The organism is Cognatiyoonia sediminum (assembly GCF_900129845.1).
GTDB lineage: Bacteria > Pseudomonadota > Alphaproteobacteria > Rhodobacterales > Rhodobacteraceae > Cognatiyoonia > Cognatiyoonia sediminum.
The window spans coordinates 100,282-127,263 of record NZ_FQXB01000002.1 but is presented as its reverse complement, the minus strand read 5'-3'; the positions used below and the strand labels follow the sequence as shown (position 1 = coordinate 127,263).

Annotated in this window: 27 protein-coding genes, 1 tRNA gene and 1 other RNA gene; 14 read left to right on the top strand and 15 right to left on the bottom strand. The window is 54.7% G+C overall.

The window, feature by feature from the left end:
- Nucleotides 1-6: 6 nt before the first annotated feature.
- Nucleotides 7-636 (bottom strand): ribonuclease T2 family protein, encoded by a 630-nt coding sequence (locus tag BUA85_RS08845; protein WP_072900589.1) that lies wholly within the window; start codon nucleotides 634-636, stop codon nucleotides 7-9.
- A gap of 132 nt (nucleotides 637-768) precedes the next feature.
- Between BUA85_RS08845 and BUA85_RS08840 the strand changes: the two genes are divergently transcribed.
- Nucleotides 769-1,533 carry a DUF1013 domain-containing protein gene (locus BUA85_RS08840; RefSeq protein WP_072900588.1) on the top strand — a complete coding sequence of 255 codons (765 nt, stop codon included), beginning with the start codon at nucleotides 769-771 and terminating at the stop codon, nucleotides 1,531-1,533.
- Nucleotides 1,534-1,823: 290 nt separating this feature from the next.
- Here the strand turns inward: BUA85_RS08840 and recR are convergent, their stop codons facing one another.
- The 4 genes from recR to BUA85_RS08820 all read right to left on the bottom strand — a co-directional run bounded on the left by recR (nucleotide 1,824) and on the right by BUA85_RS08820 (nucleotide 4,975).
- Nucleotides 1,824-2,417 (bottom strand): recombination mediator RecR, encoded by a 594-nt coding sequence (gene recR / locus BUA85_RS08835; RefSeq protein WP_072900587.1) that lies wholly within the window; start codon nucleotides 2,415-2,417, stop codon nucleotides 1,824-1,826.
- A gap of 75 nt (nucleotides 2,418-2,492) precedes the next feature.
- Nucleotides 2,493-2,837, bottom strand: coding sequence for a YbaB/EbfC family nucleoid-associated protein (locus tag BUA85_RS08830; protein ID WP_072900586.1), 345 nt, complete (start codon nucleotides 2,835-2,837; stop codon nucleotides 2,493-2,495).
- The gene (locus BUA85_RS08825) at nucleotides 2,838-3,248 is read right to left on the bottom strand and encodes a hypothetical protein (RefSeq protein WP_072900585.1); all 411 of its coding nucleotides are present in this window, start codon (nucleotides 3,246-3,248) and stop codon (nucleotides 2,838-2,840) included.
- Nucleotides 3,224-4,975: a DNA polymerase III subunit gamma/tau gene (locus BUA85_RS08820; RefSeq protein ID WP_072900584.1), complete on the bottom strand. Its 1,752-nt coding sequence runs from the start codon at nucleotides 4,973-4,975 to the stop codon at nucleotides 3,224-3,226. The genes BUA85_RS08825 and BUA85_RS08820 overlap by 25 nt, the downstream gene beginning before the upstream one ends.
- 108 nt (nucleotides 4,976-5,083) lie before the next feature.
- On the opposite strand from BUA85_RS08820, the gene BUA85_RS08815 reads away from it, so the two are divergent.
- The gene (locus BUA85_RS08815; RefSeq protein ID WP_072900583.1) at nucleotides 5,084-5,572 is read left to right on the top strand and encodes a protein-tyrosine phosphatase family protein; all 489 of its coding nucleotides are present in this window, start codon (nucleotides 5,084-5,086) and stop codon (nucleotides 5,570-5,572) included.
- On the opposite strand, the gene rsgA is transcribed toward BUA85_RS08815, so the two are convergent.
- The 3 genes from rsgA to BUA85_RS08800 form a co-directional block, all read right to left on the bottom strand.
- The gene (rsgA, locus tag BUA85_RS08810; RefSeq protein WP_072900875.1) at nucleotides 5,569-6,603 is read right to left on the bottom strand and encodes a ribosome small subunit-dependent GTPase A; all 1,035 of its coding nucleotides are present in this window, start codon (nucleotides 6,601-6,603) and stop codon (nucleotides 5,569-5,571) included. The two genes, BUA85_RS08815 and rsgA, sit on opposite strands and share 4 nt — an antisense overlap.
- A 167-nt stretch (nucleotides 6,604-6,770) precedes the next feature.
- Nucleotides 6,771-6,869, bottom strand: an RNA gene (gene ffs / locus BUA85_RS08805) — signal recognition particle sRNA small type.
- A 15-nt stretch (nucleotides 6,870-6,884) separates the two neighbouring features.
- Nucleotides 6,885-8,636, bottom strand: a complete 1,752-nt coding sequence (locus tag BUA85_RS08800) for a metallophosphoesterase (RefSeq protein ID WP_083526230.1) — start codon at nucleotides 8,634-8,636, stop codon at nucleotides 6,885-6,887.
- 123 nt (nucleotides 8,637-8,759) lie between these two features.
- Here BUA85_RS08800 and nudC point away from each other — a divergent pair, with 123 nt between their 5' ends.
- On the top strand, nucleotides 8,760-9,704 hold the full coding sequence (gene nudC / locus BUA85_RS08795) for an NAD(+) diphosphatase (RefSeq protein WP_072900874.1): 945 nt from the start codon (nucleotides 8,760-8,762) through the stop codon (nucleotides 9,702-9,704).
- A gap of 15 nt (nucleotides 9,705-9,719) precedes the next feature.
- Nucleotides 9,720-10,184, top strand: a complete 465-nt coding sequence (locus tag BUA85_RS08790; protein ID WP_072900581.1) for an SRPBCC family protein — start codon at nucleotides 9,720-9,722, stop codon at nucleotides 10,182-10,184.
- A gap of 1 nt (nucleotide 10,185) precedes the next feature.
- Here the strand turns inward: BUA85_RS08790 and BUA85_RS08785 are convergent, their stop codons facing one another.
- Nucleotides 10,186-11,028 (bottom strand): prephenate dehydratase, encoded by an 843-nt coding sequence (locus tag BUA85_RS08785; protein WP_072900580.1) that lies wholly within the window; start codon nucleotides 11,026-11,028, stop codon nucleotides 10,186-10,188.
- Between the two features lie 131 nt (nucleotides 11,029-11,159).
- On the opposite strand from BUA85_RS08785, the gene BUA85_RS08780 reads away from it, so the two are divergent.
- The 5 genes from BUA85_RS08780 to BUA85_RS08760 all read left to right on the top strand — a co-directional run bounded on the left by BUA85_RS08780 (nucleotide 11,160) and on the right by BUA85_RS08760 (nucleotide 17,578).
- On the top strand, nucleotides 11,160-11,687 hold the full coding sequence (locus tag BUA85_RS08780; RefSeq protein WP_072900873.1) for a c-type cytochrome: 528 nt from the start codon (nucleotides 11,160-11,162) through the stop codon (nucleotides 11,685-11,687).
- Nucleotides 11,688-11,864: 177 nt separating this feature from the next.
- Nucleotides 11,865-13,784, top strand: a complete 1,920-nt coding sequence (locus BUA85_RS08775) for an extracellular solute-binding protein (RefSeq protein ID WP_072900579.1) — start codon at nucleotides 11,865-11,867, stop codon at nucleotides 13,782-13,784.
- Nucleotides 13,785-13,799: 15 nt separating this feature from the next.
- On the top strand, nucleotides 13,800-14,876 hold the full coding sequence (locus BUA85_RS08770; RefSeq protein WP_072900578.1) for a microcin C ABC transporter permease YejB: 1,077 nt from the start codon (nucleotides 13,800-13,802) through the stop codon (nucleotides 14,874-14,876).
- A complete protein-coding gene (locus tag BUA85_RS08765) occupies nucleotides 14,877-15,986 on the top strand; it encodes an ABC transporter permease (protein WP_072900577.1) in 1,110 nt (369 codons plus the stop codon).
- Nucleotides 15,983-17,578 carry an ABC transporter ATP-binding protein gene (locus BUA85_RS08760; protein WP_072900576.1) on the top strand — a complete coding sequence of 532 codons (1,596 nt, stop codon included), beginning with the start codon at nucleotides 15,983-15,985 and terminating at the stop codon, nucleotides 17,576-17,578. Before BUA85_RS08765 ends, BUA85_RS08760 begins: the two co-directional genes overlap by 4 nt.
- Here BUA85_RS08760 and BUA85_RS08755 read toward each other — a convergent pair whose 3' ends face one another.
- Nucleotides 17,579-19,027, bottom strand: coding sequence for a D-alanyl-D-alanine carboxypeptidase family protein (locus tag BUA85_RS08755; RefSeq protein WP_083526229.1), 1,449 nt, complete (start codon nucleotides 19,025-19,027; stop codon nucleotides 17,579-17,581).
- A 318-nt stretch (nucleotides 19,028-19,345) separates the two neighbouring features.
- Here BUA85_RS08755 and clpS point away from each other — a divergent pair, with 318 nt between their 5' ends.
- Genes clpS through BUA85_RS08740 form a run of 3 tightly spaced genes read left to right on the top strand, consistent with a single transcriptional unit; the run spans nucleotide 19,346 to nucleotide 21,542 of the window.
- Nucleotides 19,346-19,687 (top strand): ATP-dependent Clp protease adapter ClpS, encoded by a 342-nt coding sequence (gene clpS / locus BUA85_RS08750; protein WP_072900575.1) that lies wholly within the window; start codon nucleotides 19,346-19,348, stop codon nucleotides 19,685-19,687.
- A 23-nt stretch (nucleotides 19,688-19,710) separates the two neighbouring features.
- Complete coding sequence (locus tag BUA85_RS08745; RefSeq protein ID WP_072900574.1) at nucleotides 19,711-20,685, top strand: class I SAM-dependent methyltransferase; 975 nt, start codon at nucleotides 19,711-19,713, stop codon at nucleotides 20,683-20,685.
- A 44-nt stretch (nucleotides 20,686-20,729) separates the two neighbouring features.
- Nucleotides 20,730-21,542: an SDR family NAD(P)-dependent oxidoreductase gene (locus tag BUA85_RS08740; RefSeq protein WP_072900573.1), complete on the top strand. Its 813-nt coding sequence runs from the start codon at nucleotides 20,730-20,732 to the stop codon at nucleotides 21,540-21,542.
- Here BUA85_RS08740 and BUA85_RS08735 read toward each other — a convergent pair.
- Complete coding sequence (locus tag BUA85_RS08735; protein ID WP_083526228.1) at nucleotides 21,539-21,925, bottom strand: hypothetical protein; 387 nt, start codon at nucleotides 21,923-21,925, stop codon at nucleotides 21,539-21,541. The two genes, BUA85_RS08740 and BUA85_RS08735, sit on opposite strands and share 4 nt — an antisense overlap.
- Before the next feature lie 98 nt (nucleotides 21,926-22,023).
- Here BUA85_RS08735 and hemF point away from each other — a divergent pair, with 98 nt between their 5' ends.
- Nucleotides 22,024-22,914: an oxygen-dependent coproporphyrinogen oxidase gene (gene hemF, locus BUA85_RS08730; protein ID WP_072900571.1), complete on the top strand. Its 891-nt coding sequence runs from the start codon at nucleotides 22,024-22,026 to the stop codon at nucleotides 22,912-22,914.
- On the opposite strand, the gene BUA85_RS08725 is transcribed toward hemF, so the two are convergent.
- Entirely contained in the window at nucleotides 22,911-23,267 is a 357-nt protein-coding gene (locus tag BUA85_RS08725) for a hypothetical protein (protein WP_131802782.1), read from the bottom strand. The two genes, hemF and BUA85_RS08725, sit on opposite strands and share 4 nt — an antisense overlap.
- Before the next feature lie 17 nt (nucleotides 23,268-23,284).
- Nucleotides 23,285-24,319, bottom strand: coding sequence for a uroporphyrinogen decarboxylase (hemE, locus tag BUA85_RS08720; RefSeq protein WP_072900569.1), 1,035 nt, complete (start codon nucleotides 24,317-24,319; stop codon nucleotides 23,285-23,287).
- Nucleotides 24,320-24,400: 81 nt separating this feature from the next.
- On the opposite strand from hemE, the gene hemC reads away from it, so the two are divergent.
- The gene (gene hemC, locus BUA85_RS08715) at nucleotides 24,401-25,348 is read left to right on the top strand and encodes a hydroxymethylbilane synthase (protein ID WP_072900568.1); all 948 of its coding nucleotides are present in this window, start codon (nucleotides 24,401-24,403) and stop codon (nucleotides 25,346-25,348) included.
- Here the strand turns inward: hemC and BUA85_RS08710 are convergent.
- Nucleotides 25,345-26,751: an FAD-binding oxidoreductase gene (locus BUA85_RS08710; RefSeq protein ID WP_072900567.1), complete on the bottom strand. Its 1,407-nt coding sequence runs from the start codon at nucleotides 26,749-26,751 to the stop codon at nucleotides 25,345-25,347. The two genes, hemC and BUA85_RS08710, sit on opposite strands and share 4 nt — an antisense overlap.
- 132 nt (nucleotides 26,752-26,883) lie before the next feature.
- Nucleotides 26,884-26,960 (bottom strand) — tRNA-Met (locus tag BUA85_RS08705).
- Between the last annotated feature and the right edge of the window lie 22 nt (nucleotides 26,961-26,982).

The following is a 26,982-nucleotide window of genomic DNA, read 5'->3' as shown; positions in this document are numbered from 1 at the left end:
TTCATCCTATCGAATGGGGTCGAACTGGGCGTTGGACATGGTGCAGTCGCGCCTGACATCAGGGTTACAATCTCGAAATTCTAGGTCACGGGTCAAGCAGATGCGCGCCTCTTGGATATAGCCCTGCCGACACGTCACGGTGATTTGGTCGGGTTCTAGGTCAGGGTTTGCTTCGATGAACGCCTCTTCGATCACGCTTGCGGGAAGAGTGACGGTGCGGCTCAGCCGTCGGAGGACTGGTGGCCGTGTGATGTTTTCGTATGCGAGACGGGACAGCGCGTAGTAGGCGGCGCTGTCCAGACCTGAGCATGTGCCATGTTTGTTCCATTGATGCCAAGCGAGGCCGGAGGTGCCCATAATATCTGCCATTTCACCGGTTTGACGGCGTGATGGGGCGCGGAAAGCTGTCCGGCAATTGGCGGGCCAGCCTTCTTCATATTGTGGCCAGAGACCGTGGAGAATCCAGCCAAAGTCTTCGGATGGGTCGCATTGGGGCGATTGCCGCGCATCTCCCTCCAAGGCACACCATGATGGTGACCAAGAGAGAGACAGGACGTAGTAGTCAAATTCTCCTGCGGTATCTTGGGCTTGCGCAGGCAAAGCGGCGCACAAGAGCGCAGATAAAAGGCGGCGCATTTTGGACCTTTCCTAACGAGGCTGATGTCACTATATACGCCTCAAGTTCCCCGACAATGCGAACCCGGCCCCAGCGGTCAGCCCCTTCAAGGGCGCAGGGAAAGTCTGTTCGCACCTGATAGGAGTTAAGAGATGTCAAATACACCGATTATGGCCAAAGCAACTGCTGTTTGGCTGTGCGACAATACCACAATCACGTTCAAGCAGATCGCCGATTTCTGCGGGTTTCATGAACTTGAGGTTCAGGGCATTGCCGATGGTGACGTGGCTGTTGGCGTCAAAGGGTTTGATCCAATTGCGAACAAACAGCTGACGCAGGAAGAGATCGAAAAAGCAGAGAAGGACCCGCTGCATAAGCTGAAGTTGCTTTATAACCCAGCCAGTGCGGGCGAAGAGAAACGCCGTGGGCCGCGTTATACACCGCTTTCTAAGCGTCAGGATCGTCCGGCGTCGATCTACTGGTTGGTGAAATTCCACCCTGAATTGTCCGATGGTCAGATTTCCAAACTGGTTGGCACAACAAAACCTACGATCCAATCAATCCGTGAGCGGACGCATTGGAACATCAACAACCTCGAGCCGATTGATCCTGTGGCTTTGGGCCTGTGTAAACAGTCTGAATTGGACCTTGCGGTTCAGAAGGCCAACGCGAAGAAGGCGAAAGAGGGCACGGTGATGTCCGATGATGAACGCCGTAAGTTGGTGTCCACTGAGCAGAGCCTTACCATGGATGCGGAGCCCAAGATTCCTTCGGCCATCGCTGGCTTGGAAACCTTCAGCTTGGGTGATCCGCGCGAGGAAGATGCTGACGCAGAGGAAGAAGAATCCAATGTGGATGTCGCGGATGCGGACAGCTTCTTCAATCTTCCAGAAAGCAGCGACAGCGACGAAGATTGATCCTAGGTCACACCAGATTTTCAAGACCCGCCAACTTGTTTGGCGGGTTTTTTTGATTTTGGCACGATGAAAACCTCAAGGTCGGGAAATCCACCATACGGAAACACTGCGTTTTCACATAAAGTACAAAGAGGGGCGATATATTGGCCCTGTCCAAGTGTTTGGACCAGTATCGAGTGCCATGTTTTGGTTCGTTAATGAGTGGTGGGGGGAACGTGAGTGCGCAACGTTTTACACCTTAGAGATTTGGCGCAACGGGCGGTGGCGGCGACGCTGCCGCCATGTGCCTTTTAGAGCGACTTGCGCGCCGTGAGCGCGGCGGTGATTGTCCCATCATCAAGGTAGTCAAGTTCGCCGCCGACAGGCACACCCTGCGCCAATGATGTTACGGTGATCCCGGGCAATTGGTCAGCGATGTAATGGGCTGTGGTTTGACCATCGATGGTTGCACCAAGCGCCAAGATCACTTCGGTGACGCCTTCCGATTGGCAGCGATCGATCAGTTTGGGAATGCGCAGTTCTTCGGGGCCTATGGCGTCGAGTGCAGAGAGCGTGCCGCCTAAGACGTGATACCGGCCCTTGAAGACGTTGGCGCGCTCCATCGCCCATAGATCAGCAACGTCTTCGACAACGCAGATTTGGCCGTTTTGGCGTTTTTCGTTGGCGCAAATATCGCAGATGTCGATCGTTCCGATGTTTCCGCAGCTGAGGCATTCCCGCGCCGTGGCGCCGACGCGGTGCATCGCTTCTGCCAAAGGGATCAGCTGCAGGCTACGTTTCTTGATCAGATGCAGCACTGCGCGACGCGCGGACCGTGGGCCGAGGCCAGGTAGCTTGGCCATCAGCGCAATCAAATTTTCGAGATCTTCGGTACCTTGAGCCATCAGGATTTGGGCCTTTCTGGCGAAAGACCCATGCCTTCGGCGAAGGTATTTGATCTCAATAGACGCATGAGTGCCTTAGAAAGGGAGTTTCATGCCGGGTGGTAAGCCGAGGCCCTCTGCCATTTTGGCCATTTCTTCTTGCGTGCGCTCTTGTGCTTTGGACTGTGCATCTTTAATGGCGGCTAGGATCAGGTCCTCTACGACTTCTTTGTCGTCCCCGTTGAAAATGGATGGATCGATGTCGAGGCCTTTGAGTTCACCTTTGGCCGTTGCAGTGGCTTTGACAAGGCCAGCACCGCTTTCGCCTGTGACCATGATGTCATTCAGGTCTTCCTGCATCTGTTCCATTTTGCCCTGCATTTCTTGGGCTTGTTTCATCATTTTGGCCATATCGCCAAGTCCGCCGAGACCTTTGAGCATTTAGTTTTCTCCGTTCTTGTCCGCCGCGCGTCGGGGGGACGTAAAAATCACAATTAAAGCACATATCGCAATCGCGAGCGCAATGAACAAGGTGTCTGGCCCGATGCAGCCTTCGATTGCCGCCGCGGCATTGTCTGGAAAGACCGCCGGCGAGTCCAAGATGGAAATCCAAGCCGCCCAGCCAACCACAACGGCGAGACCGCCCCACATGCTTTTTAGTCTGACCACAAACGCCGTGGCGATCAGCAGGAGGAGCGACGGTGGCGTCGAGAACAGCGCGATGGCTTCGCCGAGGGCGGTGACTGGTTCTCCGTCCCATCCTGGGCGTAGTACTTCGCAGGCTTGCGCGAAGGCTTGGGATGGGATCAGCGTCAAGAAGGCAAGGATCAGGCGTCGTCGAATGGGTCCCATTCCTCGTCAACTTCCGGCAGTGCATCAGCCATGGCGTCTTGTTCGGCTTCGGCTTGGGTGCGGATTTCTGTGATTTTGGCTTTCGGGAATGCGGCAACAACGGCCTGCACCATTGGGTGGGTTTCTGCCTCTTTCCGCACTTCCAAATCTTTGGCGTCGCGTGTTTCTGCGATGGTTGCTGTGGTTCCGTCGGCGGTGACCGTGACCACCCAGCGATTGCCCGTCCAAGCTTGAAGGCGGGAGCCGAGGCGTTGCGCGAGATCGTTGGGAGCCGCGTCGGAGGGCGTAAATTCGATGCGGCCGGGTTGATAGCTGACGAGGCGCAAGCCGGTTTCGACTTCGACAAGGAGTTTGACGTCACGGTGGGTGCGGATCAGCTCAACCACGTCTTCAAACAGCGCGTAATGCGCAAGCGCGTCTTGCGCAAGTTCCGGCGCGTTCGCAGCGCTGGCAGATGGGCCAGAGGGTGCCGAATGGGTCGGGGCCGGTGTTGTTGAAGTGGCCTGATCCGTGGGCGCGGTTGGCGTGTGGCGGAGACCGCCGCCTGGTCCGCCCGTTGGAGGTGGCGTGCTGTCTTGTAGCTTTTTGACCAATTCATCGGGCGTCGGTAGGTCTGCCACATGAGTCAGCCGGATGATGGCCATTTCGGCGGCCATCATGGAATTGGGGGCCATGGCGACCTCTTCCAGAGCTTTCAGAAGCATTTGCCACATGCGTGACATCACGCGCATCGGTAATGAGCTGGCCATGGCTTGACCGCGGGTGCGTTCATCGGGGCTAACGGTTGGGTCTTCGGCGGCGTCCGGGGTGATTTTGATGACGCTGACCCAATGGGCGACTTCGGCAAGATCACGGAGGATCGCCATAGGGTCTGCGCCGTCCGCGTATTGCGCGGAAAGTTCGGTCAGGGCGGCCGCCGCTTCACCGCGCAAGATCATATCAAAAAGGTCGAGCACACGCCCACGATCTGCTAGGCCGAGCATAGCGCGAACCTGATCGGCGGTTGTTTCGCCAGCACCATGGCTGATCGCCTGATCGAGAAGCGATGTGGCGTCGCGGGCAGACCCTTCGGCAGCGCGGGTGATCAGGGCGAGGGCGTCATCGCTGATTTCTGCACTCTCAGCAGTGGCGATCTTGCGCAGCAGCGCAATCATTATCTCTGGTTCGATTCGGCGCAGATCGAACCGCTGACAGCGGGACAGAACTGTAACCGGCACTTGCCGGATTTCAGTCGTGGCAAAGATGAATTTGACGTGCTCGGGCGGCTCCTCCAGCGTCTTCAACAGCGCGTTGAACGCGTTCTTGGAGAGCATGTGTACTTCGTCGATGATGTAGATCTTGTAGCGGGCAGAGGCCGCTCGGTAGTGTACGCTGTCGATAATCTCGCGAATATCTCCGACGCCGGTTCGGGACGCCGCGTCCATTTCCATCACGTCGACATGGCGGCCTTCCATGATCGCTGTACAGTGTTCGCAGACGCCGCAAGGCTCCGTTGTTGGTCCACCGTTGCCGTCTGGCCCGATGCAGTTCATGCCCTTGGCGATGATGCGGGCGGTGGTGGTTTTGCCGGTGCCGCGGATGCCAGTCATGATGAAGGCTTGCGCTATGCGATCCGCGTCGAACGCGTTTTTCAGGGTGCGGACCATGGCGTCTTGGCCCACCAAATCCGCGAATGTTTCTGGCCGGTATTTGCGGGCGAGAACTTGATAGGCGGGTTGGTCGGACATACGGGGCCTTAACTGGATTCGGATCAACTTTGGCAGGTTACGGGGTGTAGGCTGCAACGTCCATGGGGAAGGGTGGAAGTTACGCGGGTGTTGAGATAGGGCAGGGCCATGTCGGATTATTCCATCTTTGAGGTGCCTATAGGGCAGGGTGTCGGGGCAATCGCGCCGATCCCTGGGCGTTCTGGGGCCTATGAGCGCGATGTGTCGGTTCTTTTGAGATGGGCACCAGATTTGGTGATTTCGATGACGGGTCTGCCGGAAATGGAACGCGTTGGCGCTGATGCACTGGAGAAGGATTTGCAGGCGGCTGATGTGGCGTGGCGGCATGTGCCGATTACTGATTTTGGCACCCCGACCGCAAACACCATGCTGATATGGCCCGAGGTCGAAGCGCAGGCTTTGGATGTACTAGACGACGGGGGCCGCGTGTTGGCGCATTGCTATGGCGGATGCGGCCGATCCGGGATGGCGATTTTACGGATGATGGTTGCTTTGGGAGAAGAGCCAAGCCAAGCATTGGCGCGGTTGCGCAAGGCGCGGTCTTGTGCGGTTGAGACAGACGCCCAATTTGCTTGGGCGTCTGAGTGCAGTACTTAGCGCGCTTTCTTTTTCATCGCGGATTTGACCATTTTGCCGAATTTGCGTTGGCGAATATGTGCCTCTGCCACGGTTTCGGAGGCGTAGTAATCTTCGCGTTTCAACTTTTGGTAACGGCGCAGGCGGTCAGGATCGATTTCTCCGCGCTCGATTGCTGCCATAACAGCACAACCGGGTTCGCCTTCATGTTTGCAGTCGCGGAATTTGCATTGGCCGGCGAGTTCCGAGATTTCGGGAAACGTCGCATCAATGCCGTAGCTGACGTCAGCGACCCCAAGCCCGCGCATTCCCGGCGTGTCGATGAGCCAGCCGCCAGAAGGCAGGGCGTGTAGACTGCGTCCGGTGGTGGTGTGCCGCCCGCGCGCGTCGTCCTCGCGAATACCTTGGGTTGCTGCTTTGCCGCCCGTAAGGGCGTTTGTCAGCGTTGTTTTTCCAACGCCAGACGATCCGACCAAGGCCACTGTTTGCCCTTTGCCGGACCATGGAGTGAGCAACTCAGCGCTTTCGGTCTGTTTTGCGTTCATGGCAATCACTTCGAGGCTACGGCCGAGTTTTTGGGCCTCATCGACGTAAGTGGAGGGATCGTCCACCTGATCAGCTTTGGTGATCAAAATGACGGGTGTGACGTCGGCATCATGCGCCAAAGCGAGGTAGCGTTCCAATCGCGCGACGTTGAAATCTGCATTGCAGGACGTAGTGATGAAAAGCGTGTCGAGGTTCGCGGCGATCAGCTGTCGTTCCCGCACGTGATGTTCTGACCCGCGTTGCAACGTGCTTTTGCGGTCCAATTGCCGAACGACGCGGTGTTCGGTTGGGTGTGAGAGAACCCAGTCGCCAACAGCGATATCGCCGGTCGATACGCCAGTTTCTGTAACGAGGTCAGTTGGCCCTGCTTCTGTCAGAACAGAAATTCGGTCGCGGTGGACGCTACTGACGCGTGCCGGTGTTGTCGTCACCAACTCGTCCAGATCAAGTTGCGACAGGAAAAAAGCTGACCAACCGAGGTCGGAGAGTGAATAGGTGGGTGTCAATATTTTGCCCTCAGAGAATAGAAAGATTGGTGCCAAGACGCATCTTGACGCTCAATTTCCAATCGAGGTGGCAAATGAAGCTCAGCGCACCACGACTGGGAGCAGCGTTACAATGCCCATGAACATTCCTCCGTCGTCTGGTGGGGCGCAAAACGCGCGGGTTGATGAGGTGAGAGGTTGGACATCGACCCAAGTGGGGCTCGTTGTGGCTGCTACCTTCCGGTCCTGACCAGGTTGGCGAGGCACTTGCCCGCGCCAACCTCTCACTGTTAGATATAGGCTCATTGGCCGGTTGGCGCAAGTTCTCGAAGGTCAAGTTGGTAACGTATTGTCGTATCGTCATCAGATACTTGTGAAAGGCCATTAATAGCCGGCTTGACCCTATAAGAACGTGGAAGTTCAAATGTCAGTTGGGTTTCAGGTACCGGCGCAAAAGTCCAGAGGGGCGCGTCGCACGGATTGAAAGTTCCAATGTTCTCCAAGTATTTTGCGACTATGTCTCGCGCACCTTGCGTACTTTCCCAAATCGTCTGATCGGGATTAGTGTAAACAAAACCACCGCCACCATAAGCACGATATGTGCTTGCGATGACGGCTAAAGATTGGCCGTTTTCGAGTTCTTCACCATTCCAAGCAAGTCGCGGAATCCGACGTCGATGGTCATTCACGCTTTGCGAAAGATCAATCTGGTAGCTGATGCTGGAGAATTGGTCAAAAAAGTATGACGGGCTTTTTCCGCTAAGCAACGCCTGCGAGTTCTGTCTTGGAGCGATTTCGTTTAGGAAAATCGATGACTCTGATATCCATTTCCTAAGCCGTTCGGTCGTCGTTCCAATGACGCATATAGGGTTATTGAACGGAACTATCGACGAAAGATCGCGTTCACGAATGATGCGGCCTTCTGTGTTGAGAAATTTCTTAGACCCAAAAGCGCCGTCAGAACTGAAAGAAGTATAGCAGGCTGTAGTGGGAAGGCCGAGCTCGTCAGTAATATGCGTGGCATGCTCTAGAAGAGCTTCATGCACCAACTTTATCCCATCGTCGAACCCAATCATTGAGAAATGATTGCTTAAAGGTCGAGAGGAGGCTCCAACAGGCTTGGCGAGTTTTTCTCTTACTCTTTGATGGGCATCTAGAATATAACCGAAAAGCTTAGGATTGGGTGTGTCCGATTTGGGACGCTCCAACTGTGTTTCGAAGCTAACGACCGACCAAGTGGGGTGCTCGCTAAGGGTCGGGTCTATGACGCCGAACCCGCAGGCGTTGGAACCGGACTGTACGACTGGGACTGAACCGAGCCGGGAGCTGACATGGTTGCTATGCGTCTCGAACCACTCATGGGTATGACCACCAAAAATGGCGTCGAGGCACTTCAGATGACTAAGTGGTACTAGCGCGTTCTCCATCAAATGGTGAGGCGCCGATTGATCCAGGCCCGCGTGCGCCAAAGCGATGACTATGTCGGCACCATCTTCTCTGGCATTTTCTGCCGCGCGCTTTGCTGCTTCCACGATATCTTCGATAACAACTCTCTTTTTGAGGCAATGCGCATTCCAAACAGTCGTTTGAGGAGGCAACAAACCGATCACCCCTATGCGTATCTCTGCCCTTGAACCATCCTCACACCGAAAGGTGCGGTTCATCACTAAGTGGCTTTTTACAGAATCCGGGGTGCCAGAAATATTGGATCCGACCACAGGTGCATCGAGCTGGTGCAAGAAACCCTCAAGTACGTCTAGTCCATAGTCAAAATCGTGATTGCCGAGCGTGATTGCATCATATCCTAGCTCGTTGAAGGCTTCGGCGAGAAGGTGTTGGCTTGAAGGAGCGATTTCATCAGCAAGTGGCGTGCCTTGGAGAAAATCACCATTGTCGAATAGCAAACTGTTTTTGCCGATACGATGCGCCATTATCGTTGAAGCTAATTTTAGAAGCCCGCGATCTGGATTTGGTTTGTCCATCAGGTAGTCGTAGCCGAACAACTCCATATGCAGGTCTGTCGTGCATATCAACTTTAAGTTTAAATTTCTCATTCACTCAACATAAAGTTGTGTCGCCGTTAAAGTAAAAGAAGAAATCGCCACAAACACAAAAAAGTAACCAGTTTGCTTATCCAGATGATTGCGGCTCAATCTGAGCGATGTCATGTCTTCGTTATGAAAATTGCAGAGCAGGTTACATTCGGTGGGTCCGGCTTGGATCGGGCCGCTGAACGACGAGGCAAGTTGGCTGCTGCCGACTTTGAAAGCGCAGATTTTATCGTTTTGTGGCGCGGCAAGGTTCTCATCGAAGATGCAGCTTTGGTTCGTGTTGGCGAAACCCATCCAATTCTTAACGACCCCAAGCACCCACCTGTCTTTCTCGGCGTCGATGAGGGCAAATTGATTTTCGCTGTCGATATCTCGAACTGGGAACCCGAGACGGATGTGTCGGATCTCGACACGTTCGCAGACAAAACCGAGCAGTCGCATCCGAGCTTGCCCGACAGCAACATTTTCGTTGAACTTCGTCTCCACATGGCAAAGTTTTTTGCAAGAGATGCCGAACTGGCGGCCACAGCCAAAGCGATACTGGGTTGGCATGAAACCCATCAGTTCTGTTCGAAGTGCGGTCACTTAAGTGAGATGCAATTGGATGGTTGGCAGCGGGATTGTCCGGCCTGCGGCGCACATCATTTTCCACGTACTGATCCGGTTGTTATCATGCTGATAACAAAGGGAAATTCAGTTCTCTTAGGTAGGTCCCACGGGTGGCCAGACGGAATGTATTCGCTTTTGGCCGGCTTTATCGAGCCGGGAGAGACCATGGAAGCCGCCGTGCGTCGCGAGGTTTTCGAGGAAGCCGGGATCGAGGTTGGAGAGGTTGGATATCTTGCCAGCCAACCTTGGCCATTCCCGTCATCCCTTATGATGGGTTGCTATGGTGAAGCACTAAACGACCAGATAAAAGTTGACCCCGAAGAGCTCGATGATGCGCTTTGGTGCACACGCGAAGAGATGGCAGAGGTTTTCGCGGGCGATCATCCGACTATCTTACCTGCAAGGAAAGGCGCTATTGCGCATTTTCTATTGGAAAACTGGCTAGCCGATCGTTTGGACTGAGGACGAAGACAAGACATGAAATTCAGCGCGAGAGAAGATGTAGAGGCACCTGCAGAGTTTGTCTTTCAGCAAATCACTGATTTTCAAAGCTATGAACGGCAGGCCCTGCGGCGTGGTGCGGACGTTAGGCGGGTCGATAGTGGTGATTACAAAGTTGGGTCCGCGTGGGACGTGGCCTTCACTTATAGAGGCAAGGATCGGAAGTTGCGTGCGACGGTTGAAGAGCAGACACCACCCTCGATCGTTCGTGTTTCCAGCAAATCGGATGGTCTTGAAGGTGAGACTGTCTTGGAAGTCGTCCCATTATCTCAGAATCGCACAAGGATCGCGGCATCGATCGACATTAGACCCAAAACACTTTCTGCACGCTTGCTGATCCAGTCCCTAAAGCTAGCCAAAACCAATCTAACCAATCGGTTTAAGCGCCGCGTCAGCGATTTCGCGGAAGTTTTAGAGACACGTTACCAGTCAGCAAAGTAATCTAGTCGCGTTCGTGACGGCGCGCCGCTGCTGGGTAGACACCGAGCAACGTCACAAGGTCCGTGAAGTAATCGAGTTCTTCTAAGGCGAGTTGGACGTTACGGTCGTCAGGATGGCCTTCAATCTCCGCGTAGAACTGCGTGGCGGTGAATTGACCACCGACCATATAGCTTTCCAGTTTTGTCATGTTTACGCCGTTTGTCGCGAAACCGCCCATGGCTTTGTAGAGCGATGCGGGAATGTTGCGGACGCGGAAGACGAAACTGGTCATCATTCCGTGATCGCCGCGGCGGCGGTAATCTGGCTCGCGGCTCATGACCAAGAAACGCGTGGTGTTTCGATCATGATCTTCAATGTGGCGTGCGAGGATGTTGAGACCATAGATGTCTGCGGCAAGTTCTGAGGCGAGCGCGGCTTTTGTGACGTCACCATCGGCTGCGACCTCGCGTGCGGCACGGGCATTGTCGGTCGAACCAACAGGTCTGATATCATTCTCCCGCAAGAATTTCCCGCATTGAGGCAGGATAACCGGATGCCCATGCGCTTCGGTGATGTCGTTCAAAGTAGCATCTGGATGCCCGAGAAGATTGACGTGAACGCGCACAAACGCCTCATCCACGATCTGCAGGCCGCTTTCCGGCAAGAGAGAATGTACGTCTGCCACGCGGCCATAAGTGGAATTTTCGACGGCAATCATGCCCAAATCGGCGTCGCCCTTGCGAACCGACTCAATCGCATCAACAAAGGTCGGACAGGGCAAAGGCTCATGATCAGGCCGCGCGGCGACGCAAGCCTCGTGCCCATAGGCCCCTAATTCACCTTGAAATGCGATTTTCTTGGACATGGCAGTGTCCTCCACACACACAAATTTAGCTGTTTGCCCATTTTGGGCATTTCGTCGCGCCAGTATACCTTGCAACTGCCAATGGGAACCTTGTAGATAGCGCGAAAATACCGAACGGAATGGAACGCGACATGTTCGACACAATGACATTGACAAAAGCGGGCGGCGCCTTGTGCGGATCGCTGTTGATCTTTTTGCTTGGCGCTTGGGCGGCAGAGATCATCTATCACGTTGGTGACGACCACGGCGGTCATGGCGAAGAACATGCTCAAGGGTATGTTATCGAGGTTGAGACCGAAGAGGTTGAAGTCGTCGAAGAAGAAGAAGTCGATGTCGAAGTGCTGATGGCATCTGCGAGCGCAGAGGACGGCGAAGGCCTGTGGAGAAACTGCCGGTCTTGCCACGCGCTTGAGCCTGGTGTGAATGGCACCGGCCCGTCCCTTTACGGCGTTGTCGGTCGCTCCGTCGGAACAGAAGAAGGTTTTGGCTACTCCGGTGCACTTGTGGCCGTCGCTGACACTTGGACAGAAGAGAACTTGTTCTACTTCATCGAAAACCCAAAGGGTTGGGCACCAGGTACGGCGATGAACTACAATGGACTTCGTAGTGCCACAGATCGCGCTGACCTGATTGCTTACTTGGACAGCGTTGACGACTAAGAAGCTTCCAAAATCACGTTGAAAAGCCGCTTTCATTGAAGGCGGCTTTTTTGTTTGCGCAGGTTGCCGTACGGTCAGTTCACAATCCGTTCACGCATTCTCAACTTGAATGTTTGCCAAACCCGTCGTTAGCTTCATGTTAGTAGGATAGCGCTGAACAAGAATCCGGAGACTACCATGCAAGACCACCGCCCGACTGCCAAATGTGTTGCTGTGTGCAAAGATCAATCGATTCAGATCAAACAATGGATGTTAGGATCTGCGATCGTTGCAGCTGGGGCGCTTTGTGCTTTTGATTTGCGCGCGGAAGGGCACGAAGAAATTACGGTCAGCCATGGGTTTACGAACTTCGGTGATCTCAAATACGGCCCCGATGAATCGCTAGAATATGTAAATGTCGACGCTCCAAAGGGCGGCGAGATTGCTGTTTGGGCTCAGGGTAGCTTTGACAGCTTTAACCAGTACGCACGAGAAGGGTCGACAGCTTCTCTCAATCAGTTGCCTTATGAAAATGTCTTAACAGGAACGGCGGACGACCCCTATGGGAGCTACTGCTACCTTTGTGAGACGATGGAGTATCCCGAAAGCCTCGACTGGGTAATCTTCAACCTTCGCGATGATGTGACGTTTTCTGATGGCACACCGATGACCGCAGAAGATTTGGAATTCACATTCAACCTGTTCCAAGAGCAGGGGATCGTCGAGTACCGCAACGTTGTCAGCCAGTACATCGCAGATGTCGAAGTTCTGGACACGCACAAGATCAAGTTTTCCTTTACCGAGGAAGCACCGCGTCGTGATGTGGTCGGCTTTGCGGGTGGAACGCCAGTGTTCTCTAAGGCCTGGTTCGAAGAAACTGGCACAAGGCTAGATGAATCTTCGGATATGCCTTTCCTTGGAACCGGGCCGTATCTGCTCGACAACTTCGATATTAACCGCCGGATCGTTTATAAGAAAGATCCAAACTGGTGGGGCGCAGACCGACCAATTAACCAAGGGCGTAACAACTTTGACACCATCCGTGTCGAGTATTTTGCTGACGGGGCGGCGGCCTTTGAGGGCTTCAAGTCCGGTGCATATACCTTCCGAAACGAAAACAGTTCCAAGCAGTGGGCGACAGGCTACGAGTTTCCAGCGCAAGAGAACGGCTGGGTGAAGGTCGAAGAATTGCCAGATGGCTCCATCGGGACAGGCCAAGGGTTCGTGTTCAATTTGGATCGCGAAACCTGGCAAGACCCGCGCGTGCGTGAAGCTATTTCGTTGATGGTGAACTTTGAGTGGATGAATGAATCCCTCTTCTATGGTCTTTACGCGCGGCCAGAGTCGTTTTGGGACTACTCTGATCTGAAGGCTGAAGGACCGCCATCCGAAGGTGAAATCGCGATTTTGCAACCACTTGTGGATGAAGGCTTGTTGGACGCGTCAATTTTGACGGCTGATCCAGTCGTCGCACCGATTTCAACTTCCGTTAACCGCCCGCTCGATCGTCGCAATTTGCGCGCTGCCTCAGCCCTTCTTGACGAAGCTGGCTGGGTACCTGGCGAAAATGGTGTTCGGATGAAAGACGGTGAAACACTGGAGGCCGTTTTCCTACAGTTCTCACCGCAATTCGATCGCATTGTTAATCCGATCGTTGAAAACCTGATTGCGCTGGGTGTGGATGCTAAACTCGATCGTGTTGATACATCGCAATATATCGAACGCCGGCGTTCTGGTGACTTCGACCTTGTGAACCACTCACTAGGCCAGGGATATGAGCCCGGCAGCGGCTTGCGCCAGTGGTTTGGGTCCGAGACGGCCGACAACAGTTCTCGTAACCTGATGCGTTTGCGGTCCGAAGCGGTTGACCGTCTTTTGCCGGTCGTGATCGAATCTGAAACGCTGGAAGAGTTGAACACTTCCACCCGCGCGCTTGACCGTGTGCTACGGGCAGAAGGGTTCTGGATCCCTCAGTGGCAGAAGAACGTTCACACCATCGCTTACTACGATATGTTCCGTTATCCAGACGAACTGCCACCGCTTGCTTTGGGTGAGTTGGACTTCTGGTGGTACGACGCTGAAGCCGCAGAAGCGCTCGACGCTGCAGGCGCGTTCTAAGCAGGTACCAAACCCATGGGAGCCTACATCCTTCGCCGCTTGTTGTTGGTGATACCGACCCTTCTCGGCATCATGATCATCAACTTCACGCTGATCCAATTCGTGCCTGGCGGCCCGGTTGAGACCATCATCGCGCGGTTGGAAGGCGGAGGAGACGTATTCGAAAGCATTTCGGGCGGCGGGTCTGAACTCGCCGAAACGGGGAGCGAAAGCGAATATGTCGGTGCGCGCGGGCTGCCGCAGGATTTCATCGAGGAACTTGAGCGCGAATTCGGCTTTGATAAGCCGCCGCTAGAGCGATTCCTCAATATGATGTGGAATTACGTTCGCTTTGATTTCGGCGAGAGTTATTTCCGTTCGATCAGCGTTGTCGATCTGGTGCTGGAGAAGTTGCCGGTTTCGTTGACGCTGGGGCTTTGGACCACGCTTCTAGCGTATCTCGTTTCAATTCCGTTAGGCATCAAAAAGGCGGTCCGAGATGGGTCGAAGTTTGATACATGGACCTCGGGCGTCATCATCGTCGGCTATGCGATCCCCGGGTTCCTGTTCGCCTTGTTGCTCATCGTGCTGTTTGCTGGCGGTTCCTATTGGCGCATCTTCCCGCTGCGAGGTCTCACGTCAGATGGCTTCGAAGACCTTAGCGCGATCGGCAAGGTTCTGGACTACCTTTGGCACATCACATTGCCGATCACGGCGATGATGATTTCGGGCTTTGCGACGCTGACACTCCTGACGAAGAACAGTTTCCTTGATGAAGTGCGCAAGCAATATGTGATGACAGCGAAGGCCAAAGGCCTCACTGAAAAGGCCGTGCTTTATGGGCATGTGTTCCGAAATGCGATGTTGATCGTTGTTGCCGGTTTCCCAGCGGCGTTTATCGGCGTGTTCTTCGGCGGCTCGCTGATTATCGAAACGCTATTCTCACTGGACGGTTTAGGTAGGCTTGGGTTCGAGGCCGCAGTTGCCCGAGACTACCCAGTCGTCTTTGGAACGCTCTTCGCCTTTACCTTACTGGGTCTCATTATCGGGATCATATCCGATCTGATGTATGTTTTCATCGACCCTCGAATTGACTTTGAAGGGAGGGGTTAGATGGAGCTTTCCCCTCTCAACAAACGCCGTTGGCAAAACTTCAAGCGCAATCGTCGGGCTTGGTGGTCACTGATTATTTTCTCGATACTTTTCACGATCACCTTGTTTGCTGAATTCATCGCAAACGACAAACCGATCCTTGTGTCCTATCGCGGTGAATTGAGGATGCCTGTTCTGACCTTCTATTCCGAGCAGGACTACGGCGGTGACTTCGCGACAGAGGCAATCTACAGCGATCCTGAGGTCGAGTGTCTCATCGTTACCGGCGGGTTGGTAGAGTGTTTCGACACGCCCGAAGAACTGATCGAGGCGGTCGATAATGGCGAGACAGTCGATATCGAAGGCTTTGAGGCTGGTTGGACCATTTGGCCGATCATTCCCTATCACTATCGCACTATCGTTGACGTCGGCGGTATCGCTCCGTCGCCACCGTCGGCAGAAAATTGGCTCGGCACGGATGACACCAAGCGAGATGTCATGGCGCGGGTCATCTATGGGTTCCGCTTGTCTGTTTTGTTTGCTTTCATCGTGACCTTTGCCGCCTCGGTAGTTGGGATCGTGGCGGGCGCTGTGCAGGGATATTTCGGTGGTTGGGTCGATCTGACCTTCCAGCGGTTCATCGAGATTTGGTCGAGCACGCCGTCGCTATATGTGATCATCATCCTTACATCGATCCTCGGGCGAAGTTTCTGGCTGCTTGTCATCTTAACCGTTCTCTTCGGATGGACTGCATTGGTGGGATTGATAAGGGCCGAATTCCTAAGAGCCCGAAACTTCGAATATGTTCGCGCCGCAAAGGCACTGGGCGTCAGCGACCGCACCTTGATGTTCCGTCACATCCTGCCGAATGCGATGGTTGCAACGCTGACCTTCCTACCCTTCATCATCACCGGTGCGATTGGCGGGCTGGCGACACTGGACTTCCTTGGCTTTGGACTACCGTCCTCTGCGCCGTCGTTGGGTGAGCTGACGCTACAGGCGAAGCAGAACCTTCAAGCCCCATGGCTCGGCTTCACAGCCTTCTTTGCCTTCGCGATTATGCTGTCGCTGTTGGTCTTTATCTTCGAGGGCGTACGCGATGCCTTTGACCCAAGAAAGACGTTCTCATGAGCCGTGTTCTCGAGGTCAAAGATCTGAATGTTCGTTTCCGTCAGGACGGTGAGATTACACATGCAGTGCGCGGTGTCTCATATCATGTCGAAAAGGGTGAAACGGTTGCATTGGTCGGAGAGTCTGGCTCAGGCAAGTCGGTTACGGCGCTCTCAACCGTCGACCTCCTGACGGAAAGCGCGACGATTGAAGGGTCGATCACCTACGAAGGCGCACAGATGGTTGGTGCGGATGAGGCAGAGTTGCGCCGCGTACGAGGCAATGACATCAGCTTTATCTTTCAAGAGCCGATGACCTCGCTCAACCCGCTGCATACGCTTGAAAAGCAGTTGACCGAATCCATCGAACTGCACCAAGGGCTTCGAGGCGATGCCGTGCGTGAGCGGATCATCGAACTGCTCACACAGGTTGGGATACACGATCCTGAAACGCGGCTTGGGTCATATCCGCATCAGCTGTCCGGTGGTCAGCGGCAGCGAGTGATGATCGCTATGGCTTTGGCAAACGGACCCGAGCTGTTGATTGCGGATGAGCCGACAACGGCTTTGGACGTGACGATCCAAGCACAAATCCTTGATCTACTGGCAGAGTTAAAGCGGGATGTTGGCATGTCGATGCTGTTCATCACCCACGATCTGACAATCGTTCGAAAGATCGCGGATCGTGTCTGCGTGATGAAAGACGGTGAAATCGTCGAACACGGGCCCACGGCCGAGATATTCGAGAACCCGCAGCATCCTTATACGAAGACATTGTTGGCGGCGGAGTCGGGCGGGCGACCTGCGCCTGTGCCTGTTGAAGCCGATACCGTCGTGGAGACCGACAGTTTGCGCATCTGGTTCCCCATCCAGCGCGGATTGTTGAAACGCACGGTTGGCCATGTGAAGGCTGTGAACAGCGCGACATTGGACGTGCGGGCAGGGGAGACTTTGGGCGTTGTGGGCGAGTCTGGCTCCGGTAAGACAACGCTTGCCTTGGCGATCATGCGGCTTCTGCAATCGGAAGGGCGGATCAGTTTCCGAAACTCTGACATTCATACGTTGAGTCAAAGGCAGATGCGACCTTTGCGCAGCGACATGCAGATCGTTTTCCAGGACCCCTTCGGTAGCTTGAGCCCGCGCATGACGGTAGAGCAGATCATTGCCGAAGGGCTGACGGTGCATCAAGTCGACCCCGATCGGAAGCCACGCGAATTGGTTGGCGAGATCATGAGCGAGGTGGGCTTGGACCCTGACCTGATGGATCGTTACCCGCATGAATTCTCGGGCGGTCAGCGGCAGCGTATTGCGATCGCGCGGGCGATGATCCTGCGGCCTAAGCTTGTGATTTTGGACGAACCGACATCAGCCTTGGATATGACAGTGCAGGTGCAGATCGTCGAATTGCTGCGCGATCTGCAAGAAAAGTATGGGCTGGCTTATCTGTTTATCAGCCATGACCTGAAGGTTGTGCGCGCCTTGTCTCACAAGGTGATGGTGATGAAGCAAGGGGACGTAGTGGAAGCAGGAACGGCCGAAGAAATTTTCGATGCACCGCAGACAGATTACACCAAAACGTTGATGGCCGCGGCCTTTGAAGGCCGCGCTGCCTAGCTACTCAGTCCCGATCATAAAGCAGGACGTTCCTCGCGCTTGCAATCTGCGACAAGCAAGGTCGGCGCCTTCCCGGCTGAGGCCCATGAAATTGGCGTCAAACCCGCCAGAACGCGGGACGACGCGCCGCAACGATCCGTCAAGCGAACTCATTTCGTTCAGGGCGACCTTGAGCAAGACGCGTTCGGCTTCATAGCGCGTATTGTAACGGCCCACGTTGATACCCCAATGCCGTCCGCCAGATGTCGAGATGCGGGTGACGATCTCTTGCACGTCGGGCTGAGGTTGTGGGTTCGCCGCTTGGGTGATCTGGGCCAAAACCTTGGATGGTCGGGCTTGCGGAACGACGCTTTGTTCTAGTGCAGGTGTGGACGGAGCAACAGCTGCTGTTTCGACGGCTTCGGCGAGCGCAACGGCGATGACGTTTGTGTCCACGGCCAATAGTAGTTCCTCTGCCGGGGCAGCCTGTTCAGGTCTAGCGACCGGGCGAAGGCTGCGCGAAATGATACCTGTCACACGGATGGTTTTGCTGCCATTGGCTGGACGCGAGTTGTTTGAAGAGATGATTTCCGCCTCTTGTGCGATGCTAGCACCCGGCGGTTGAGGCCTGCGGATCGTTGCACGGCTTGGGGCGCGGCTGAACCCCATGTCCATCAATTCCGTCACACGGCGATTGCGCGCGGCGGTTGAGGACCCACCGAACATGGTTGCAATGATACGTTCCTGTCCGCGCTGAGCAGAGGCAGTCAGGTTAAACCCTGCAGCGCGTGTATAACCAGTTTTGATGCCATCCCCACCTTCGTAGCTGTTCAGCCAGCGTGTGTTGGTATGGCGTACGGTGCGGACACCTGCATCAGCGGTGCGGCGAGAGAAGAGGTTATAATACTGCGGGAAATCATAGATCACGTGACGGCCAAGGATCGACATATCGCGCGCTGTTGACATATGGCCGCGTTGTGTGAGCCCGTGGGCATTGCGGAAGGTTGTGTTGCGCATCCCCATTGCTGCAGCGGTGCGGTTCATCCGAGTGGCAAAGGCTTCTTCCGACCCGGAGATTGCCTCGCCAATGGCAGTTGCCGCATCATTGGCCGATTTCACGGCGGCTGCGCGAAGGAGATACCGCAAGCGAATCTTTTGGCCGGCGCGCAAGCCAAGCTTTGACGGCGGTTCGGAGGCCGCGAGCGAAGAAATCGTGACTTCGGTGTCCAAACCAATCTCGCCCCGCTGTACCGCTTGGAACGCGATGTAGAGCGTCATCATCTTGGTCAGTGATGCTGGGTGAAGGCGCGTATCTGCATTTCGAGAGTGCAGAACCTCACCGGTTCGGGCGTCCATCACCATCGCCGCATAAGGCGCTGGCACACCTTTCGAAGGCGCGAAAACCAAAAGAAGTAGAAGAATGAATAGCACGAGCCCGCTATGGGCCGCATGTCCCAGACGACTGATCACGTCGCTTGCCTCTCAAATCTGCCTCAACGACCCCGAATTTTTTCGGCGGCCTTTATTGTTGGACAAAGTATAGCACAGCAGCATCCGCCAAGAAATACCTTGTTTATAAGGGTTTAGACTGTGCCATTCCTGCACTTTGCCTATATCTTGTGTGGTGAATGGGACGTTCATCTACATTCAGTGGTCAATTTTGATTTAACTTTTGTAGGTGAAAATGAATTTACTTTAAGTCGATCCCCTCACCACAGGGGTTTTCTTGCGGGCCACGTAGCTTATATTAAGCCGCTAAAGGGAAAGATTTAGGAAAACCGATCACCCATGCTTGCTGACTTCTACATGATGTCTGCTGCGTCAAATGATGACGACAGCGACGTTGGTGTTGCGCTTGAAACCAAGCCCAAGACCAAGCGTCCGCCCATGTACAAGGTTCTGATCCTGAACGACGATTTCACACCGATGGAATTTGTCGTGATGGTGTTGGAGCGTTTTTTTGGCATGACCCACGCCCAGGCATTTGAACTGATGCTGACGGTTCACAAAAAAGGCGTCGCGGTCGTTGGTGTTTATAGCCACGAGATCGCAGAAACCAAAGTGGCGCAAGTCATGGATTTCGCGCAGCGCCACCAGCACCCTTTGCAATGCACGATGGAGAAAGAGTAGCCACCTCGGCTGCTTGATCTGAAATGGCTTCCACATCTCGCCTACGCACGGCCTTAAACGATGGTCTGCTGGTCTTGCCTGAGGGCGCAGGAAATATAGTCAGGCCAAAGGTCGATTTCGACATCGGCGCTCTAGCAGATCATCCGTTGACCATTTCGACAACGTTTGCACCAGACGCGGAGCTTTGGTCTGGATCGGGATATGACGTGGCGCAGAACCTTTCGCCGGCTTCCTTCACGGTTATCAACGTGCCCCGCTCAAAGGCCTTTGCCAAGGCTCTGGTTGCGCAAGCGGCGACGCAGTCTGATTTGATCATCGTCGACGGCGATAAAACAGACGGGGTTGATAGCCTGTTCAAAGCGTGCCGCAAGGTGCTTGGCGACGTTCCAAGTGTCACAAAGAACCACGGGCGTATGTTTTGGTTCGAAAGGACAGATGCCTTTCGGGATTGGATGAGTGAGGGACCGAAAGTCGGTGCGCATGGTTTCTTCACCACCGCAGGCATCTTCTCGGATGGAGCAATCGACAAAGGCTCTGCGCTCCTTTTGGAGAAGCTGCCCAAAGATTTATCGGCAAAAATCGCCGACCTTGGCGCAGGGTGGGGCTATTTGTCTGCGGGAATACTGGATCGTACCGGTGTCGAGAGCCTTACCTTGGTTGAGGCTGAAGAAATGGCCTTGGACTGCGCAAAGCTGAACATAACCGACGATCGCGCCAGTTTTCATTGGGCAGATGCGCGAACCTTTGAGCCACCCGAAAAATTTGATGCCGCGGTTATGAACCCCCCATTTCACACCGGTCGCGAGGGGGATCCGAGTTTGGGGCAAGACTTCATCAGGTCGGCGGCACGAATGCTCAAGCCAAATGGGGATTTATGGATGGTTGCCAATCGGCACCTTCCCTATGAAGCAACAATCAATGAGTGTTTTCAAAAGGTTGCACCAGTTGAAGGCAGCGCAGGCTTCAAAATCGTCAAAGCCTCTCGCCCCAAAGGTTAATTTCAGTTAGCGTCAACACTTGGGAATCATCGGGAGAGAGACCCATGTCATTTTCTGTAGCCGGCAAAACGGCGATTGTGACGGGCGCCGCCAATGGCGTCGGGCTGGCGATTGGCCGTCATTTTGCGCAAGGTGGTGCCAATGTAGTCTTTGCGGATATGGACGAAGACAAGCTTCAGCATGAAGTTGGGGATGAGGCGGAGGACGAACAAAATGTTCGCCTTTTCGCGGGTGATCTGCGGAAGAAGTTGACCATCAAGAACTTGATTTCTGCGACGGTCGATTCCTTTGATCGCGTCGATATTCTGGTCAACGCATGTCGACAGGTCATGGAAACTGATCCGCTTGATCCAGACGATACGTCGCTTGATGAGTTACTCCAACAGAACCTCGTGACTGCGATGCGGCTTAGCCAGGCGACGGCACGGCGAATGATCAAACAAGCCGAGGATGAAACGCCAAATGGTCCCATTGGCTCAATCGTCAACATCAGTTCGATTGCTGCGCGGCGGGCGCATCCCGACCTGCTGGCATACTCTGTCAGCAATGCCGCACTGGATCAGATGACCCGCAGTCTTGCCGTGGCGCTTGCCCTGAAACGTATTCGGGTCAACGCGGTGGCCTTTGGTTCGGTGATGAGTGCGAGCCTTCAGGGGCAATTGGTGTCTGATGAAGAGGACCAGTTGCGCGACACAATCATTGATAACACTCCTCTGCACCGGATCGCAGGCGCGGGCGAAGTGTCAGACGCGGTTCAGTATCTGGCATCGGATGCTGCGAGCTTTGTTACGGGTCAGATTGTGACGGTCGATGGTGGCCGAACCTTGATCGATCCGGCCTCAGTCGCGGCGCATTAACTTTCAGGGAATTGCACCCGGCATTGATCGACCCGCGTGTTCAGGTTGCTGCGTAGCTCAGTTTGACGTTCGACCAACGACGCGAGCTTTGCCCGTTCCGCGTTCAGGTCTATGGCGACTGGAACCCGCCGCTCTCTGGTGATTGTCCGGTCGCAAGCGACTTTGATGGCGACCCCATCCTCTGTTTCTCCATCACACAGGCCGCGTCGCACGATCACGTCTTCTTCTGTACCGACCGCAAAGCCGCGTGCGATATTCGCCCGCGTTTCATTCACGAGACCGGTTATGATAGAAAGCTCTCTGTTGGCATCTGATATGCAGCTTTCTTGAGGGGACGCACAGGCAGCCAAAAGCAACGGTAAAACAATACAATTCAAGCGCATAGAAAACTCCGACTTGCACATTTGTCTAGTTTGGTTGACGTTTGCACCTGTGAAGGGCCAATGCCCCTGTTATACAAGATCAAGGAGGCATTTGCACGATGAGCGACGGATTTCAGGCGGAAAAATCCAAGGCAGCCGCTTGGTTTGGTGAATTGCGCGATCAGATCGTCGCGGCTTTTGAGCACCTTGAAGATACCCAGGTTGAGGGGCCGACAGCTGATATGCTAGCGGGGCGTTTCGAACGGACTGTCACCAAGCGGACTGCTGATGATGGGTCAGACGCTGGCGGCGGTGTGATGTCCGTGATGCGTGGAGGCCGCGTGTTTGAAAAGGTTGGCGTCAACACGTCCGAAGTCTTCGGAGAGCTTGGGCCAGCGGCGCAGAAGGCGATGGCTGCTCGGGGCGTGCCGGGAATGGAAGATGATCCCCGGTTCTGGGCATCGGGCATTTCACTGGTTGCGCATATGGAAAACCCGCATGCGCCTGCTGTCCATATGAACACGCGCATGTTCTGGACGCCCCATGCGTGGTGGTTCGGTGGTGGGTCAGATTTGAACCCCTGCATTGAGTATGATGAAGATACTGAGCATTTTCATGCGACGCAGAAATCGCATTTGGACCCGCATGGAGAGGATCTTTATCCGAAACTGAAAGAGTGGGCGGATGAGTATTTCTACATTCCGCATCGCAACCGCGCCCGCGGGGTAGGTGGCATTTTCATGGATGACCGTTGTACTGGCGATTGGCAGGCGGACTTTGCTTTGACCCAAGACATTGGCCGCGCGTTCCTGCCAGCCTATGTGCCTTTGGTCGAAAAACGCCGCAATACGCCTTGGTCTGAGGACGACAAGGATACCCAGCTCGTTCACCGAGGGCTCTATGCGGAATACAACCTCGTCTATGACCGTGGCACGAAGTTTGGCCTGACCACTGGCCATGACGCGAATGCAGTGTTGATGAGTTTGCCGCCTATGGCGAAGTGGACCTAATTCGCTTTCACGAAGAGAGCGCCACCTGCGTCGATTCTGCGATCAGAATCAGCTGAAGCTGTTTCTTGCGCCACTTGGCTGAACGGCTCGCGGCCTTCGGCCTTCGCGATCAGTTGCGCCTTTACAAGATCAGGGGGCAGGTCGGTTGCTTCTGCCAAACGTGCGACGGCAAATTCCGGGGCGACGGTGAGCATCACATTGGCGATCCTCATCTGTACGCGATCCATGCGTTCATGATCTGGTCCAAGTGCCAAGGCTTCTTTCGGTGTTGCAGGCGCAAAAGACAGCGCCAGCATAAGGACAGTTAGAGCGCCGGAAATACCGATCAGAAAAGACTTCAATACGAGTCGCACGACATCCCCCCGGGAAGTTAAGCGTTCCGTACAGTCTCGATCATAATTGCGACATTTTTTGGGTCTGCATCGGGCGTTATCCCATGCCCAAGGTTAAAAATGTGGGGACCTTGGTTAAAGGCCTGACAAATCCGTTTAGTTTCAGAGATCAGCGCGTCGCCACCTGTAACCATATGCGACGAGGCGAGGTTGCCTTGTACGCAGCCATCTTTCTGAACCGCCCCCGCGGCCCATTCGGCCGTGACACCATCATCGAGCGCAATGCAGTCTGCGCCTGTGGCAGCGTGCGCGCCTTCATAGTCCTGACCGGCGCCGCGCGGGAAGGCGATCACGGGAACGCCCGGATGGCGTTCTTTGATCGCTGATGTGATGCGCTGCATCGGTTTGAGGGAATAGTCATTGAAATCAGTGCCTTGCAGGGACCCAGCCCAGCTGTCGAAAATCTTGACGACTTCAGCGCCAGCTTGGATTTGGCGGGAAAGGTATTCGATTGTGCCTTCGGTTAAGCGGTCCAAAATACCTTCAAACGTCGTTTTGCCCTCCGCCTTGAGCGCATGCGCTGGGCCCTGATCGGGGGTGCCATGACCGGCGATCATATAGGTGGCGACGGTCCAAGGGGCACCGGCAAAGCCGATGAGTGTCGTCTCTTTAGGCAGTTCTTCGGAAAGGATTTTCACTGTCTCGTAGACGGGATTCAGCGTTTCGTGAATGTCTTCAACCGGCTTGAGATTCGCCAATTCCGCACCAGACGTAATTGTACTGAGACGTGGACCTTCGCCGGTTTCAAACCAAAGGTCAGCACCCAAAGCCTGAGGTAACAGCAGAATATCCGCAAAGAGAATCGCTGCATCAAACCCATAGCGACGGATTGGTTGCAGTGTCACTTCCGCCGCAAGTTCTGGGTTATAGCAGAGCGATAGGAAATCCCCGGCTTGCGCTCGGGTTGCTTTGTATTCAGGAAGATACCGACCGGCCTGCCGCATCATCCAAATCGGCGGCGTTGGAAGAGTTTCGCCAGCGAGCGCACGGAGGATGGTTTTGGATGCAGTCATGTCTTGTCCTTTTGCTTCCCTATGTGGTCCCAATTACACATACAGTTGTCAAGCACGGTTGACATAATTAGGAATGATCTCATGACTTTGCATTTGCCTACACCCGACGAGACATTCAAGATTGGAACGCGCGGTTCGCCGCTTGCACTGGCACAAGCGCATGAAACCCGGTCTCGATTGATGGCCGCCTTTGACCTGCCCGAAGACGCGTTCGAGATTTGTGTGATCAAAGTGATGGGCGATGCCATTCAAGATCGCGCCTTGCGCGAGATTGGCGGCAAGGGTTTGTTCACGCGTGAAATTGAAGAGGCATTGCTGGACGGTAGTATCGACATCGCCGTGCATTCGATGAAAGACATGCCGGTCGAGCAGCCCAAAGGTTTGGTTTTGGAAACCTATCTGCCGCGCGAAGATGTACGAGACGCGTTTATTTCATTCGACGCAAAAGGCTTGGCGGATTTGGAAGAAGGCGCGACCGTGGGGTCGTCTTCCCTACGGCGGAAAGCGCAATTGCTGGCACGGCGACCTGATCTGAAAGTTGTGGAGTTCCGCGGCAATGTGCAGACCCGCTTGAAAAAACTCAACGAAGGCGTGGCGACGGCGACCTTCCTTGCGATGGCGGGATTGAACCGTTTGGGCATGGATGACGTGCCGAAAACGCCAATTGAGCCAGAGGATATTCTGCCAGCCGTGGCTCAGGGTGCGATTGGGATTGAGCGGCGGTCCTTGGATGGCAGAGCGGCAGAAATGTTGGATGCCATTCACGACGGCCCAACCGGACAACGGCTTGCATCTGAACGCGCGTTTTTGGCGGCGCTGGATGGATCATGCGAGACACCAATCGCCGGTCTGGCAGAAATCCAAGGATCGGATTTGCGTCTGCGGGGCGAGATTTTGCGCGAAGACGGCTCGGAAGTGTTGACGGATGAGGCGACAGCGCCGATTGAAGACGGTGCTGAGATAGGCCGCGAAATGGCGAAGCGGTTGCTATCGCGCGCTGGCCCCGGCTTCTTTTCGCATCGAGACTAAGGAATTACTTTTCCCGGGTTCAACGTGCCTTTGGGGTCCAATGAGTCCTTGATCGATCGCATGGCTGCCAGGGCCACGGGATCTTTTCGGCGTGACATGGTTTTCAACTTTGACAGGCCAACACCGTGTTCGGCGCTGAAAGAGCCGCCGATTTCTTGCACCACATCTTCGACGGTTTCGACGCATTTGTCAAAGAACTCTTTTGATACGATTTCAGAATAGATTGCGTGGTGAATATTGCCGTCGCCCAGATGCGCAACAACAATATCCCATGCCTCCGGGTCCAATTCCTTGTAGCGGCGTTCAATCTCTTCAATCGCAAAGCCGACTTTGTCCAAAGGCACGGCAATGTCGGTGTCGACCCGCGGCCCTTCGGCGTATCCGATATGACCTGCGGCTTCTCTGCGCGCCCACATTTCGCGCCGCTGCGCTTCATTTTGCGCAATCACGGCATCTATTACGGCTTCCTCTTCCAGCATGCCGCCGAGGATGGTTTCCAACTTCTCAATGATACGTGTTTGACCTGTGTCCAAGACCGCAGCGTCTTCGTCGGAAGTTGCGCCAACTTCGATCATGATGTTCGTGTCATAGGCTGTATCGAACGGCTCCTTCGCACCCTCTACTTGCCGCAAATGAAGGTCAATGTAGCTGCGCGTCATCAGCTCAAATGCTTCGACAGCGCCGCCTGTCGCGTCTTGCATACGGTAGAGAAGGGACAGCGCGTCAGAGACCGTAGGTGTCGCAACCATCGCCGTCGCGTAGGCTTTCGGCTTGGAATAAAGCCTCAAAACAGCTCGGGTGATGATCCCAAGCGTGCCTTCGGCGCCGATCATCAGGTGTTTGAGGTTGTAGCCCGAATTGTCCTTATGCAGCGCACTCATCAGGTTCATGACATGACCGTCCGCGAGCACAACCTCCAAACCAAGGCACAGATCGCGGGTGTTTCCATAGCGCAGAACGTTTGACCCGCCCGCGTTGGTGGATAGCGCACCGCCGATCATGGCAGTGCCTTTTGCGCCGAACGTCAACGGAAAGATTAGGTTATGCGGATCAACGGCATCATGGATCGATTGGAGGATAGTGCCTGCGCCGACCGTGATCGTCCGACCCTCGGTGTCGATCTGTTCGATCGTGTTCAAGCGGTCAACCGAGAGCATCACTGCGCCTTGGTTCGATGTTGCACCCGTTAGGCCGGTATTGCCGGAGACGGGAACGACGGTCAGATCATTGGCGTTCGCATAGGCCGCGATCTTGGAAACCTCTTCTGTTGTGGCAGGGCGAACGACGACCAAAGGATCTACGGTATAATCACCCGTCCATTCCTTTTGCCAATTTGCGGCGTCTGCGCCGCTGACAGCAAATTTTTTGCCCACGATGTCGGCAAGTGCGTCTTGATGTGTCATTACAAATCTCCCTGACGCGGACGCTAGTGCGACCAGCGAAAAATGGGAAGACCTGAGGGTAAAGGAGTTTTGAGTGGCAAACGCACGCAGGCCCCGTATGGCAGTTTTTCATTAAGTCTCGGCGGAGTTTGGTGGTGGCGTGGGAGAGACTTGAACTCTCGACCTCGCGATTATGAGTCGCGCGCTCTAACCAGCTGAGCTACCGCGCCGCACCACGAAGGCCCGATTAAG